The sequence below is a fragment of the Streptococcus sp. STR1/CE/0325 genome (genome assembly GCF_055386095.1).
In genome coordinates this window covers 1,397,405-1,411,557 of the sequence record NZ_AP045018.1, presented here as the reverse complement: position 1 = coordinate 1,411,557, position 14,153 = coordinate 1,397,405, and the positions used below count along the sequence as shown (strand labels likewise).

The 14,153-nt window shown below is 44.5% G+C and carries 13 protein-coding genes; 12 read left to right on the top strand and 1 reads right to left on the bottom strand.

Annotated features, from left to right (window positions below; genetic code table 11):
• The first annotated feature begins 47 nt into the window (after positions 1–47).
• The 4 genes from queG (at position 48) to ftsX (ending at position 3,911) form a co-directional block, all read left to right on the top strand.
• Entirely contained in the window at positions 48–1,172 is a 1,125-nt protein-coding gene (gene queG / locus ACZ49W_RS06805) for a tRNA epoxyqueuosine(34) reductase QueG (RefSeq protein WP_464814562.1), read from the top strand.
• A gap of 47 nt (positions 1,173–1,219) precedes the next feature.
• Positions 1,220–2,315 (top strand): peptide chain release factor 2 gene (prfB, locus tag ACZ49W_RS06800; protein WP_464814561.1). Its coding sequence is split into 2 segments (ribosomal slippage): positions 1,220–1,291 and positions 1,293–2,315, totalling 1,095 coding nucleotides; the frame shifts between segments, so codons are not numbered across the junction.
• 11 nt (positions 2,316–2,326) lie between these two features.
• Positions 2,327–3,019 carry a cell division ATP-binding protein FtsE gene (ftsE, locus tag ACZ49W_RS06795; protein WP_464814560.1) on the top strand — a complete coding sequence of 231 codons (693 nt, stop codon included), beginning with the start codon at positions 2,327–2,329 and terminating at the stop codon, positions 3,017–3,019.
• Entirely contained in the window at positions 3,012–3,911 is a 900-nt protein-coding gene (gene ftsX / locus ACZ49W_RS06790) for a permease-like cell division protein FtsX (RefSeq protein ID WP_464814559.1), read from the top strand. Before ftsE ends, ftsX begins: the two co-directional genes overlap by 8 nt.
• A gap of 68 nt (positions 3,912–3,979) precedes the next feature.
• Here ftsX and ACZ49W_RS06785 read toward each other — a convergent pair whose 3' ends face one another.
• Complete coding sequence (locus ACZ49W_RS06785) at positions 3,980–4,618, bottom strand: MBL fold metallo-hydrolase (protein ID WP_464814558.1); 639 nt, start codon at positions 4,616–4,618, stop codon at positions 3,980–3,982.
• 85 nt (positions 4,619–4,703) lie between these two features.
• On the opposite strand from ACZ49W_RS06785, the gene ACZ49W_RS06780 reads away from it, so the two are divergent.
• The 8 genes from ACZ49W_RS06780 to whiA all read left to right on the top strand — a co-directional run bounded on the left by ACZ49W_RS06780 (position 4,704) and on the right by whiA (position 14,093).
• A complete protein-coding gene (locus ACZ49W_RS06780; protein WP_464814557.1) occupies positions 4,704–7,154 on the top strand; it encodes a bifunctional DnaQ family exonuclease/ATP-dependent helicase in 2,451 nt (816 codons plus the stop codon).
• 90 nt (positions 7,155–7,244) lie between these two features.
• Positions 7,245–7,721 carry a cell wall elongation regulator TseB-like domain-containing protein gene (locus ACZ49W_RS06775; RefSeq protein ID WP_464814556.1) on the top strand — a complete coding sequence of 159 codons (477 nt, stop codon included), beginning with the start codon at positions 7,245–7,247 and terminating at the stop codon, positions 7,719–7,721.
• Entirely contained in the window at positions 7,718–8,899 is a 1,182-nt protein-coding gene (locus ACZ49W_RS06770) for a pyridoxal phosphate-dependent aminotransferase (RefSeq protein ID WP_464814555.1), read from the top strand. Before ACZ49W_RS06775 ends, ACZ49W_RS06770 begins: the two co-directional genes overlap by 4 nt.
• A gap of 12 nt (positions 8,900–8,911) precedes the next feature.
• Positions 8,912–10,255: an asparagine--tRNA ligase gene (gene asnS / locus ACZ49W_RS06765; protein WP_464814554.1), complete on the top strand. Its 1,344-nt coding sequence runs from the start codon at positions 8,912–8,914 to the stop codon at positions 10,253–10,255.
• A gap of 436 nt (positions 10,256–10,691) precedes the next feature.
• Entirely contained in the window at positions 10,692–11,255 is a 564-nt protein-coding gene (locus ACZ49W_RS06760; RefSeq protein WP_464814553.1) for a TlpA family protein disulfide reductase, read from the top strand.
• A gap of 62 nt (positions 11,256–11,317) precedes the next feature.
• Positions 11,318–12,211, top strand: coding sequence for an RNase adapter RapZ (rapZ, locus tag ACZ49W_RS06755; protein ID WP_464814552.1), 894 nt, complete (start codon positions 11,318–11,320; stop codon positions 12,209–12,211).
• The gene (locus ACZ49W_RS06750) at positions 12,208–13,185 is read left to right on the top strand and encodes a YvcK family protein (RefSeq protein ID WP_464814551.1); all 978 of its coding nucleotides are present in this window, start codon (positions 12,208–12,210) and stop codon (positions 13,183–13,185) included. The genes rapZ and ACZ49W_RS06750 overlap by 4 nt, the downstream gene beginning before the upstream one ends.
• Entirely contained in the window at positions 13,182–14,093 is a 912-nt protein-coding gene (gene whiA / locus ACZ49W_RS06745; protein WP_464814550.1) for a DNA-binding protein WhiA, read from the top strand. Before ACZ49W_RS06750 ends, whiA begins: the two co-directional genes overlap by 4 nt.
• Positions 14,094–14,153 lie beyond the last annotated feature (60 nt).

The window sequence follows — 14,153 nt, the reverse complement described above, 5'->3', positions numbered from 1 at the left end:
GCAACTTTGACCTTGAAAGTTTGGGAAATTTCTTATAAGATAGACCTATGACACTCAAAGAAGAGATTAAACAACTGGCCTATGAGATTGGAATTTCCAAAATCGGCTTTACCACAGCGGATAACTTTGATTATTTGGAAAAAAGCCTGCGTCTGGCTTATGAAAATGGCACCAATTCTGGTTTTGAGCATAAAAATATCGAGGAACGCTTGGATCCAAAGCTCTCTTTGGCAAGCGCTAAAACCATTATTTCCATTGCCGTAGCTTATCCGCATAAACTCCCCATTCCCCCGCAAAAGACCCCCTATAAACGAGGGAAGTTTACCCCTAATAGTTGGGGCTTAGACTATCACCGTGTCCTCCAAGACAAGTTGCAGCGTTTAGCGAGAGGGATTGAGGAGCTGTGTCAAGATTTTCCTCTGGAACACAAGGCCATGGTGGATACGGGTGCCTTGGTTGATACTGCGGTGGCAAGACGGGCTGGGATTGGTTTTATCGGTAAAAATGGTTTGGTCATTTCAAAAGAATACGGATCTTATATGTATCTGGGGGAGTTGATTACCAACCTTGAGATTGAGCCGGATAGTCCTGTGGATTATGACTGCGGGGATTGTAGGCGGTGCTTAGATGCCTGTCCGACCTCTTGTCTTAATGGGGATGGTACCATGAATGCCAAGCGTTGCCTGAGTTTTCAGACCCAAGACAAGGGCATGATGGATCTGGAGTTTCGTAAAAAAATCAAGACCGTTATCTATGGCTGTGACATCTGTCAGATTTCTTGCCCCTACAATAAGGGCATCAACAATCCACTAGCCAGCGATATTGATCCTGATTTGGCCCACCCTGAGTTGATTCCTTTTTTGGAGTTGAGTAACAAGTCCTTTAAGGAAAAGTTTGGCATGATTGCAGGTTCTTGGCGGGGGAAAAATATCTTGCAGCGCAATGCCATTATTGCCCTAGCCAATGCCCATGATAAGACGGCTATCATCAAGCTCTTAGAAATCATTGAGAAAAAGCAAAATCCCATTCATGTGGCCACTGCCATCTGGGCACTTGGTGAAATTGTGCGTACGCCGAGCGATGATTTAATAACTCTCATTCTTGAGATTGAGACAGATAACACCGATATTTTGACGGAGCGTGAGCGCTTATTAAAAAAATGGCAAGTTTAGCCAAATTGTGTTAGAATAAAACAGATTATAAGAAAGAGGTACATCAAATGGATATGGCCGAAAACAGGCATAAAATCAATACACACAAAGAAAAGCTAGCCAGCTTTGGGAGGTCTCTTTGACTTAGAAGGTCTTGAAGAAGAGATTGCCCAATTAGAACACCAAATGTCAGACCCTGATTTTTGGAATGACAATCAAGCCGCGCAAAAGGTCTCCCAAGACTTGAATGAAAAAAAGCAAGCCTACCAGACCTTTCATGACATGCTAGAGCTTTCTGATGAGATTGAGGTCTTGTTAGAGTTGGTGACAGAGGATGAGAGTTTGGCAGAAGAGCTAGAAAGCAGTTTGGTAAAGCTCGACCAGCTCATGACCAGTTACGAGATGACCTTGCTCCTTTCTGACCCTTATGACAACAACAACGCTATCCTAGAGATTCATCCTGGTTCAGGGGGGACAGAAGCCCAAGATTGGGGAGATATGTTGCTACGAATGTACACTCGTTTTGGTCATCAAAAAGGCTTTAAGGTGGAGGTCTTAGACTATCAAGCAGGTGATGAAGCAGGCATCAAGAGTGTCACCCTTTCCTTTGAAGGGCCTCATGCTTATGGTCTTTTGAAGTCTGAGATGGGAGTGCATCGCTTGGTTAGGATTTCACCGTTTGACTCGGCTAAGCGTAGGCATACGTCGTTTGCCTCAGTGGAGGTCATGCCAGAATTGGATGATACCATTGAGGTCGATATCCGTGATGAGGACATCAAGATGGATACTTTTCGCTCTGGCGGTGCTGGGGGGCAAAATGTCAATAAGGTCTCAACCGGTGTGCGTTTGACCCATATCCCAACAGGGATTGTTGTGGCCTCAACCGTGGATAGGACTCAATACGGCAATAGAGACCGTGCCATGAAGATGCTCCAAGCCAAGCTCTATCAGTTGGAAGAAGAGAAAAAAGCTGCAGAAGTCAGCGCCCTTAAGGGCGATAAAAAAGAAATCACTTGGGGCAGTCAGATTCGTTCTTACGTCTTTACTCCTTATACCATGGTCAAGGATCATAGGACCAGCTATGAGGTCGCTCAGGTGGACAAGGTTATGGACGGAGACTTGGATGGCTTTATCGATGCTTACCTCAAGTGGAAAATGGAATAAAGGAGGACAAGATGGCGGATATTCGATTTGAAAATGTGACGAAAAAATACAAACGCTCAACCCCAGTCTTACGCAATATTGACCTGACCATTGAACAAGGCGAGTTTGTCTATCTGGTTGGTCCCTCTGGTGCGGGGAAATCTAGCTTGATCAAACTCTTGTACCGTGAGGAGCAAGTGACCAAGGGAGATTTGAGTGTGGGACGTTTTGATGTGACCAAGATGAGAAAGAGTCAGATTCCGATTCTTCGCAGGAGTTTGGGTGTGGTCTTTCAAGATTACAAGCTCTTGCCCAATAAAACGGTCTATGAAAATGTTGCTTTTGCGATGGAAGTCATTGGCAAAAAGCGTAAAGAAATCAAGCAGCGTGTCCCTCAAGTTCTAGAAATGGTGGGCATAAGGCATAAGGCCAAGAGTTTTCCAAAGCAACTCTCAGGCGGGGAGCAACAGCGTGTTGCGATTGCGCGTGCCATTGTCAACCATCCTAAGATTTTAATCGCTGATGAACCAACCGGAAACCTCGATCCAGAGATTTCTCTTGAAATCATGCACATCCTTGAGGAGATTCATGACAGTGGGACGACTGTGATTATGGCAACGCATAATAGTCAGTTGGTGCATGCCTTTAGACACCGAGTTGTGGCGCTAGAAAACGGCCGCATTGTCAGAGATGAAGAGGAAGGAGAGTACGGATACGATGATTAGAAGTCTGGGAAATTCCTTTAAAAGTTTAAAGCGAAACGGCTGGATGACCTTTGCTGCCATCACTTCGGTGACGATTGTATTGGCTTTGGTAGGTTTCTTTGTGGCGCTTTTGCTCAATACGGAACGCATCGCCTCTGGCATTGAAAAAAATGTTAAGATCAATGCTTATTTAGCAGTGGATTCGACTGAAAATCAAGAAACCACCAAGGATGGTAGTAACAATAGCAGTTATCATCAAGTCAAAGAGGCTCTTGAAAAACTAGAGCGAGTGGACAAGGTGACCTTTTTGAGTAAGGACCAGCAGCTGGATAACCTGAAAAAGACCTTGGGCGAAGGCTGGGGCAATCTGGACTCTAACCCACTTTCGGATGTTTATGTGGTCGAGGTCAAGTCTCCATCTGACATCAAGGCAGTCGCTAGCGAGATTAAGGAAATCAAGGGCGTTGACGAAGTGGACTACGGTGGAGCCGATACCGACAAACTCTTTGCGGTTGCCAACTTTATCCGAGTGTGGGGATTTGCTGGGGTCGGTGTCTTTGTCCTCATTGCCATCCTCCTCATCTCCAATACCACGCGCTTGACCATCCTCTCTCAGAAAAATGACATTGAGATTATGCGTTTAGTGGGCGCTAAAAATTCTTACATCAGAGGTCCTTTTTTCTTTGAAGGGGCTTGGGTAGGACTTTTGGGTGCTATTCTTCCTGCGGTTGCTCTCTTCTTCATCTATGAGGGTGTTTATCATGCGGTCAATCCGACCCTCTTACAGCAGGAATTGAGCTTGTATCCACCGACCTTCTTTTTACCTCTCTTAATTGGTGGTGTCCTTTTACTAGGGATGTTAATCGGTTCCTTTGGTTCCTTGATTGCCATGAGACGGCATTTGAAAGTATAGTCACTGCCGTTTAGCTTTGATAACTTTGTCTTCAATCTTAAAAACACAGGAAAACCTGTGTTTTTTGCTTAATCTTGAAAATAAGGGTTGGTTTTGATTTCGTGCTCAATGCTGGTTTTAGGTCCGTGACCAGGATAGACGGTGTAGTGGTCTGGCAGGGTGAAGAGTTGGGTTTTGATACCATAAATGAGGTCGTCAAAGTTACTGGTCGGCAGATCCGTTCGTCCGATGCTTCCCCTAAACAGAGCATCACCAGAAAAGACCACCTCATCGTCTTGAAAGACAAAGGAAACTCCGCCATGAGAGTGTCCTGGGGTGGGGACTACGGTAAAGGTGAACTCTCCTATCTCATAAGGAACATGATAGTGAAAAAAGTCATCCGCTGGTTCGATGATGACATCCTCCATATCAGCGTGTCTAGAAAGACCTGAGAGGTTATCAAGAGGAGAGCCTAGCCAGCTAGCCTCTTGTTCTGAGATATAGACGGGTGGCTGGTTGAAATGCTGTCTGACCAAATCCACACTCATGATGTGGTCGTAGTGGGCATGTGAGAGAAGGATGGCAGCCACGGGTTTATCGATCTCTTCTAGGGTTTTAAGGATAGTCTTACCATCACTACCTGGGTCAATGACGAGGCAAGCCTCCTCACCAATGAGGTAATAGGTGTTTTCCTGCGCAGCAGGGTTAATCGTTTTCAAAATCTTCATGTCTTTAGTGTAGCAAAAAAAGACGAATTTGGCGATAAAAAGGTCTCACTGAGCAAGAGTCCATCTAAAATGATATAATAAAGCTATGAAAAATGAGAAACATACTCGGTATGCGGTCGTGGATCTAGAGGCCAATAAGGATGCCTTAGGTTTTTCCATCATTCAGGTCGGCATCGTCCTCATCGAAGATGGGAAAATCATTGATCATTATCAAACCGATGTCAATCCGCACCAGTCTTTGGATTCCCATGTGGTGGAGCTGACTGGAATTACCGATCAGCAATTACAAACAGCGCCCGATTTTGCACAAGTAGCAGGCGAGATTTATCATTATTTAGAAGATACCGTTTTTGTGGCTCATAATGTCCAGTTTGATGCCAATCTTTTGGCAGAAGCTCTCTTTCTTGAGGGCTATGAGTTGCGCGTCCCTTGGGTGGATACGGTAGAACTCTCACGGGTGCTCTATCCCACCATGGAAAAATATGGTTTGGAATCGCTGAGCCAATCCTTGGGCATTAAGCTAGACCAGGCCCATACTGCCTTAGCCGATGCAAGGGCAACGGCAGAGCTATTTTTAAAGATCCAAGACAAACTCAGAAAACTGCCCAAGGTGACTCTCTTAGCCTTGAGCCGCTTGGCGGACAACCTCTTATATGAAAGCCACTTGGTGATTGATGATCTGTTAGCCCAAAAATCAAAGACACAAGAGCAGGACTATGGGGTGATTGGCGAGATTGCTTGCTTGAAACCAAAGCCAAGTCCTAGAGGTCCTCTTTCTTGGTCTTTTGATTTTACCAGCAATCTCAAGCAGCTGGGGCTATCGCCAAGACAAGGGCAAGAGGCGTTTGCAGATGTGGTGAATCAAGAGCTTGAAAATCCCTTTCCTAGCTTTATCGAAGCAAAAACAGGCATGGGAAAAACCTACTCTTACTTGATTCCTTTATTGTCCAAAGCGAAGGCCCCCATTATTGTTGCGCTGTCCACCTTGGCCTTACAAGACCAGTTGATGACACAAGAGGTGGCAAATTTGCAGGCTGTTTTTCCTTTTAAGGCAACCAGTATCAAGGCGCCTCGTCACTACATTAGTCTAGAGGCCTTTTCTAGGGTCTTGCATCAGCCTGACAAAAATCGCCATATCAACTGCCACAAAATGCAGATTTTGGTCTGGCTGTGTGAGACAAGGACGGGAGACCTTGATGAGCTCAAAAACCAGCATCAATTTGAAGCCTTTTTTGATGATTTGAGACATAAAGGTCAGCTCCAGCCTGCCTCTCCCTTTTATTCCCTTGATTTTTGGCGAAAGGTCAATCAAGACCTTAAAGACAGCCAATTAGTTATCACCAATCATGCGTATTTACTGGAAATGGCTAAAGCATCCCCGCAAAAATTAAAGGCTGATGTGGTGGTGATTGATGAAGCCCAGCGTTTCTTCTTTAGTTTAGAGCGTTTGGCACAGAAAAAAATTGATTTAAAGCCAGAGATAAAAGAGGTCAGACGCCTCCTGCAAGCGCCTCAGTCTTTGCTTGAGAGACGGTTATTAGAGAGCCTTCTGTTTGAGCTCTTGCGTTTAGAGAAACTCTCCAAGAAACGGCATGTGCTAACCAAACAGGAAAAACAAAAATTGTCCCAAGACCTCTTGGAGTTAAAAAAAACAGGGCTCTCTCGCTTAGAGCAGTTTTTATCACTTGATTTTCCTTACTTTTTTGTGGAGCAAGATTATCTCGGTAAAGAGGCCAAACCTTATCTCAAGGCGAGCCGTGAGCGGCTCTTGACCTTTGACGAGGTGCTTGGTCCCAAGAAAACCTATTTTGTCTCAGCGACCCTGACCCTTAGCCCAAAGATTCATCTAGCGGATTTATTGGGGATTTCTGCTTACCATTTTCATCAGATTTCGGGTCAATTTGCTAAAGAACAGCGGATTTTTGTTGATACAGATATGCGAGAGGTTCACCGAAATGATGTGGATTACACCGCGCAACTGGCTTGGAAGATTTGGCGTCTAGCTCAACTGAAAAAGCCAATTTTGGTCCTTTTTACCTCTAAAAAAGATTTGTTTGCTGTCTCAGAAGCGCTAGAAGAAATCGATTGCCCCCATCTTTGCCAGTACAAGCACGGAGATGCGACCAACTTGAAACGTCGCTTTGACCGTGAAAAGTCAGCCGTCTTACTTGGGACAGGAAGTTTTTGGGAGGGCATGGACTTTAGCCAGCAAGACCAGCTCATTCAGGTGATTGTTCGTCTGCCCTTTGATCATCCAGGAGATGCCTTTATCCAAAAAGTTTTGGCCAATTTTGAAAAAGAAGGAAAAAACGGCTTTTATCAGTACAGCTTACCTGCCATGATGCTCCGACTCAAGCAAGCGCTTGGTCGTTCGAGCAGAAAGGAAAATCAAACCTCTTGTGTGGTCATTCTAGACGCTAGGATTTTGAGCAAGTCTTATGGAAAATCCGTTAAAACCTTGCTCGCGCAAGAATCTCCTGTTCAGGAAGAAAATTTTGATAAAATCCTGTGGGAAATAGCAGAATTTTTGATATAATGGAAAGTAAGTGTTAGGCTAGTGAAGTGATAGAGAACGTTTTTTCTCGTTATTCTTGCCTAAGTAGTTAAAATGAAAGAGAGGAAAATAGTGATAAAAACAGCATTAACGCCACTAAAGCAATATGGCATAGGCTTGTTGTTGGTCTGTTTTTCTCTTTTGTTTGCGGTCTTTATCATCTTCTATTTAGGTCTGCAACCCCGTCAAAAAGAAACGAGAGAAGCCAGGCAAATAGCGCAGTCTAGTGGAGAGGTCACCAAAATCAACAGCACCAGCGTCTATTACGGTGAGACCACTCTTTATACCGTTTTTGGTCAAAATAAGGAGAACCAAGCGGTCATCCTAGCCATCTCTCCTCAGACTGGAAAAGTGGAGACGTTTGAGCTATCAAAGGGCCTTAGTCAAGAACAGGCGAAAGAAAAAGCCAAAGAAAACGGTGCGAAAAGCTCTAGTCGCGTTTTGTTTGGAGAATATCAATCAAAACCCATTTGGGAGGTCAAATCGGGTCAGTCCTATTATCTGATTGATTTTGAAACGGGAAATCTAGTGAAGAAGGAGGGCTTATGAAGCAGCTAGCACAGCGGATTTTAGACATGAAAGAAAGCGTGACCTTGGCAGCTGATGCAAGAGCCAAGGCGTTAAAAGCCCAAGGAAGAGACATTCTATCTCTGACCTTGGGTCAGCCAGACTTTCCAACACCAGCACATATTGATGAAGCAGCCCTTTTGGCTATAAGAAGTGGTAAGGCTAGCTTTTACACAGTGGCAAGCGGACTACCTGAGCTCAAGTCAGCTATTCAATCCTATATGAAAACCTACTATGGTTATGAGGTGAGCACTCGTCAGATCACGGTGGCAACAGGAGCGAAGTTTTCGCTTTACACCTTCTTTATGAGTGTCCTAGACCCAGGTGATGAGGTGATTATCCCCACACCTTACTGGGTGTCTTATAGCGATCAGGTGGAGCTAGCTGAAGGTAGCCCAGTCTTTGTTTCTGGTCTTGAGGCAAATGACTTTAAGGTGACAGTAGAGGACTTAGAAAAGGCTAGAACCGCTAAAACCAAGGTCTTGGTGCTCAATTCTCCATCAAACCCTACCGGTATGATTTATAGCAAAGAAGAACTACTGGCTATTGGAAACTGGGCGGTGGAGCACGACATTCTCATCTTAGCTGATGATATTTATGGACGTTTGGTCTATAATGGAGCGGAGTTTATCCCGATTTCTAGCTTGTCTAAAGCCATTCGTAAACAAACGATTGTCATCAACGGCTTGTCTAAAGCCTACTCTATGACTGGTTGGCGAGTGGGATTTGCTGTGGGAGATGAGGCGATTATTTCCAGCATGAGTAAGCTAACGGGACAAACCACCTCAAATCTAACCGCAGTCAGTCAGTATGCTGCTATTGAGGCACTCACTGGTCCGCAGGATTCGGTGGAAATGATGCGCCAAGCTTTTGAGGAAAGGCTCAATGCCATTTATCCCTTGCTAGCTGAGGTGCCTGGCTTTACCGTTAAAAAACCGCAGGGAGCCTTTTACCTCTTTCCAAATGTCAAAAAAGCCATGAAAATGAAAGGTTACACCGATGTGACCGCATTTACCACAGCCATTTTGGAAGAAACAGGAGTCGCCTTGGTGACAGGAGCAGGCTTTGGTGCTCCAGAAAATGTCCGCATGAGCTACGCCACAGATCTAGCAACCCTAAAAGAAGCCGTAAAACGGCTCCATGAGTTTATGAAAAAATAGAAAAGAGAGAATATGTCAAACTATATCACCATTACAGATGTCAAAAAACATGTCGGAGAAGAAGTCACTATCGGTGCTTGGGTGGCCAATAAGTCTGGAAAAGGAAAAATCGCCTTTTTACAACTGCGTGACGGAACTGCCTTTTTCCAAGGGGTTGCCTTTAAGCCTAACTTTATCGAGAAATTCGGCGAAGAAGTAGGAACTGAAAAGTTTAATACCATCAAAAAACTCAGCCAAGAAAGCTCGGTCTATGTGACAGGTGTGGTCAAAGAAGATGAGCGTTCTAAGTTTGGCTATGAGCTTGATATTACAGATATCCAAGTCATCGGTTCTTCTGAGGACTATCCTATCACGCCAAAAGAGCACGGCACGGACTTTCTCATGGACAACCGTCACCTCTGGCTACGTTCTCGTAAGCAGATGGCCATGATGCGCATCAGAAATGCCATTATCTATGCCTCTTACGAATTTTTCGACCAAAATGGCTTTGTCAAGTTTGATAGTCCTATCCTTTCAGGAAATGCAGCGGAAAACACGACGGAGCTTTTTGAAACGGATTATTTCGGAAATCCTGCCTTCCTAAGCCAGTCTGGTCAGCTCTACCTAGAAGCTGGGATGATGGCGCTAGGTCGTGTCTATGACTTTGGACCGGTCTTTCGTGCGGAAAAATCCAAGACCAGACGTCATTTGACTGAGTTTTGGATGATGGATGCTGAGTATCCTTTCTTGACTCATGACCAATCTCTTGATTTGCAAGAAGCCTATGTCAAAGCGCTTATTCAAGGCGTTTTGGACCGTGCGCCTGAGGCTTTGGAAATCTTGGACCGTGATACCGACTTACTTAAAAAATACATTGCAGAGCCATTCAAACGTGTCTCTTATGATGATGCCATCGACCTCTTGAAAGAGCATGCTGATGATGAGGATGCAGACTATGAGCCAATCGAGCACGGAGATGACTTTGGTTCACCGCATGAAACCTGGATTTCCAACTATTTTGGTGTACCGACCTTTATCGTCAACTACCCAGCAAGCTTTAAGGCCTTTTATATGAAACCAGTCCCAGGAAATGAAGAGCGTGTGCTCTGTGCGGATCTCCTTGCCCCAGAAGGCTATGGGGAAATCATCGGAGGTTCTGAAAGGGAGACAGACTACGATAAATTATACAACAAGATTGTTGAAAACGGTCTTGATCCAAAAGATTATGACTGGTATCTTGATTTGCGTAAATACGGAACGGTTCCACATGCTGGTTTTGGACTTGGTTTAGAGCGCATGGTGACCTTTGTCGCAGGGACCAAACACATCCGTGAAGCCATCCCATTCCCACGTATGTTGCATCGCATTAAACCGTAAGAGGTGAGCTGTGGTCTGACTTAGTCAGACACAAAGACTTTGAAAAATCTATCTTTTTCTGAAGAAGTTAGCTCCGTATTCAGTGATTAAGCGACCAAGTTTGACCAGTCTTTGTTCGGTCAATGGGTCTTAGAAAAGCGCTATTTAATAGTTTATTGGTGAGGATAAGGCTGTTATTCAGCCTTTTTCACTATTCTTTCGCCTATAGTCATTTCGTTTATCTTTTATGACTGTGTTAACTCGTCTTGCCTAACGGTAAGTTATGTCTGCGACTCGTTGCCTCGTCCTAAAAGCAAACGAAACAACTATATCTTCTGAACGTTTTAAATCATCATATTAAACGCTTTCATTATCTTTTTTGTTGTGTTATACTATCCTTATAGAACAATAACCGCACCGCATTTGGTGTTTGCACCTAAACAGAAAGGATACTCACATGAAAAAATGGACCATTTTAGCGACGGCAACCTTGGCTACACTAACGCTTGCTGCTTGTTCTCATCAAAAAGAGGACACGAGTAGTCCGATTTTACCTAAAACGACCCAGCTGTCGAGCGTTCCTGATGTGACCCTTGAAGCACCCGATGGCAAAAAGGTTCACCTCTCTGATTTTAAGGGGAAAAAGGTCTATATTAACTTTTGGGGGACTTGGTGTGGGCCTTGTCGGGCAGAGATGCCAGACCTTGAGAAGGTCTATCAAAAGTATAAGGACAACAAAGACTATGTGTTTATCTCTGTGGCGTCGCCAAATGACAAGGAGTTGGGCAACACCCAGCCTGTTGATGCCAAGAAGAATAAGAAAGAAGTGCTAGAGGAAGCTAAAAAAATCGGGGTTAGCTATCCTGTTTACTTTGACACCAAAGATAGCCTAGCCAAGGCTTACAAGCTTAGGTCTATTCCGACACAGATCTTTATCCCAAGTGATGGTAAGAGTAGTTCTTATCTCGCTGGAGGTCTGTCTCAAGAAACCTTAGAACAGCTTCTGAAAGAAACCAAATAATTTTTAGAACCTCCTTTCTTGAATGGAGGTTCTAAATCCATCAATAGTAGAAAGGAAATGACATGCAAGAAACCTTACAATTAGTCATCGTGACGGGCCTAAGTGGAGCGGGAAAGACCGTTGCCATTCAGTCTTTTGAAGATTTGGGTTATTTTACCGTGGACAATATGCCACCTGCCCTTGTTCCCAAGTTTTTAGAACTCTTGTCTCACAATCAGCAAGAATCTTATCAAAAAGTCGCTCTTGTCATTGACATGCGTAGCCGTCTCTTTTTTAGAGAGTGGTTAGATGTTTTGAATGATTTGGAAAAAGAAGAAGGGCTTGAGGTTAGGATTCTCTTTTTAGATGCAACGGATACGGAGTTGGTTTCGCGCTATAAGGAAACCAGACGTAGTCATCCCTTAGCACCCGATGGACGGGTCTTAGATGGCATTGTTTTGGAGCGTGAGTTACTGTCGCCTCTCAAAAATCTCAGCCAGCATGTGGTGGATACCACCACCTTAACCCCTAGAAGGTTGCGTGAGACCATCAGTGAACAGTTTGGGAACTCAGGAGAAACAGCTGGCTTTCATATTGAAGTGGTGAGCTTTGGCTTTAAATACGGGATTCCGCTCGATGCTGATCTGATGTTTGATGTCCGTTTTTTGCCTAATCCTTATTATCAAGCAGACTTGCGCCAAAAAACAGGATTGAATCAAGCAGTTTACGATTATGTGATGGAACAAAAGCAATCCGAAGACTTTTACCGTCACCTCTTGGCTCTCTTAGAACCCATTATCCCAGATTATCAAAAAGAAGGAAAGGCGCTTTTAACCATCGCTATTGGCTGTACAGGTGGTCAACACCGGAGTGTGGCTTTTGCCCATCGTTTGGTAGAAGCTCTCAAAAAAGATTGGCCTGTTCATGAAAGTCACAGGGACAAGGATCGACGAAAAGAAACGGTGAACCGCTCATGAGAAAACCAAAGATTACAGTGATTGGAGGAGGAACAGGGATTCCTGTCATTCTCAACAGCCTGCGCCACCAAGATGTGGACATTACTGCTATTGTGACTGTGGCAGATGATGGAGGTTCTTCAGGAGAGCTGCGCTCAAGCCTGCAGTTGACTCCCCCTGGAGATTTACGCAATGTCCTCGTTGCCATGAGTGATATGCCAAAATTTTATGAAAAGATTTTTCAATACCGTTTCAAGGATAACGAGAGTCCTTTTTCCGGTCATCCTTTGGGGAATCTTATCATTGCAGGGATTTCAGAAATGCAGGCTTCGACCTATGATGCCATGCAGATTTTGACCAAATTTTTCCATACCACAGGCAAGATCTACCCAGCCAGTGAGCAGCCTTTGACGCTTCATGCTGTCTTTCAAGATGGGCATGAGGTCATTGGTGAGAGCAAGATTGCAGGCTATGAAGGCATGATTGATTACGTTTTTGTGACCAATACCTATAATGATGAAAAACCTAGCGCCAGTCGCAAGGTAGTTGAAACGATCATGAACAGTGATATGATTGTCCTTGGTCCTGGCTCGCTCTTTACCTCTATCCTTCCCAATCTCGTCATCCCAGAGATTAAGGAGGCGCTAAATACCACCAAGGCTGAGGTGGTCTATGTCTGCAATATCATGACCCAGCACGGTGAGACAGAGCGCTTTACAGACGCGGATCATGTGGCGGTCCTCAGTCGTCATCTGGGTCAAGCTGTTATCGACACCGTTTTGGTCAATGTGGAAGAAGTGCCAAAAAGCTATATGAATAGCAATCAATTTGACGAATATCTGGTGCAGGTGGACCATGATTTTGAAGGCTTGCGCCATTTGGCAAAGCGAGTGATTTCTGCCAATTTTTTGAGATTAGAAAAGGGAGGCGCCTTTCACCACGGCGATTTGGTGGTGGAAGAACTCATGCGCCTCATTAAGGTGAGGTCCTCATGAATTTTACCCATCGTGTGAAAGAAGAACTCTTGAGCCTTCCTATGGCAGATAAGGCGGAACTTTCTGCCCTCATCAAACTCTTGGGCAATGTGGGTCTGAGTCGTTCGGGGCTAACCTTGTCTGTAACTACTGCTCAAGCAAGATTGGCGCGAGTCCTTTATGAATGGTTGCTAAAGACCTATCATGTCCTACCAGAGTTGCGCCATCATCAAAAGACCAATCTCAGGAAAAATCGGGTTTATACCGTTGTGGTTAGCCACCAAGTTGAAGCCATTTTAGATGATCTGCAGCTAGCCGATGCTTTTTTTGGCTTAGAAACAGGGATAGAAAAAAGAGTGCTATCAGATGACGAAGCAGGGCGTGCTTATTTGAGGGGGGCTTTTTTGGCGGTTGGAACCATTCGCGATCCAGAGTCTGGCAAATACCAGCTAGAGTTGCCTTCTGTCTATCTTGAGCATGCGCAGGCGCTGGCTTGTCTTATGCAGAAGTTTCTCCTTGATGCCAAGGTGATTGAGCGAAAAAATGGGGCGGTCACTTATTTGCAAAAGGCAGAAGACATCTTAGATTTTCTCATTGTGGTAGGAGCAAAAGACAGTTTTCAGACCTTGGAAGAAATCAAGATTTTGCGTGAAACGAGAAATGATCTCAACCGAGCCAATAATGCAGAAACAGCCAATATTGCAAGAACTATCGCCGCCAGCATGAAAACCATTCATAATATCGCAAAATTAAAGGAAAGCAAAGGCTTTGAAAATTTGCCCGTCGAGTTGCAACAAGTGGCAGAATTGCGTCTCGCCCACCCAGACTATTCTCTCCAAGAACTCGCTGATAGTCTTCCCTTCCCCATTACTAAAAGCGGAGTCAATCATAGACTAAGAAAACTCAATAAACTAGCAGAAGAGATTTAGAAACTGTCGATTTTATCGAATATTCCGACAGTTTATTTTTTGTTTTATTAGAAAATCTGA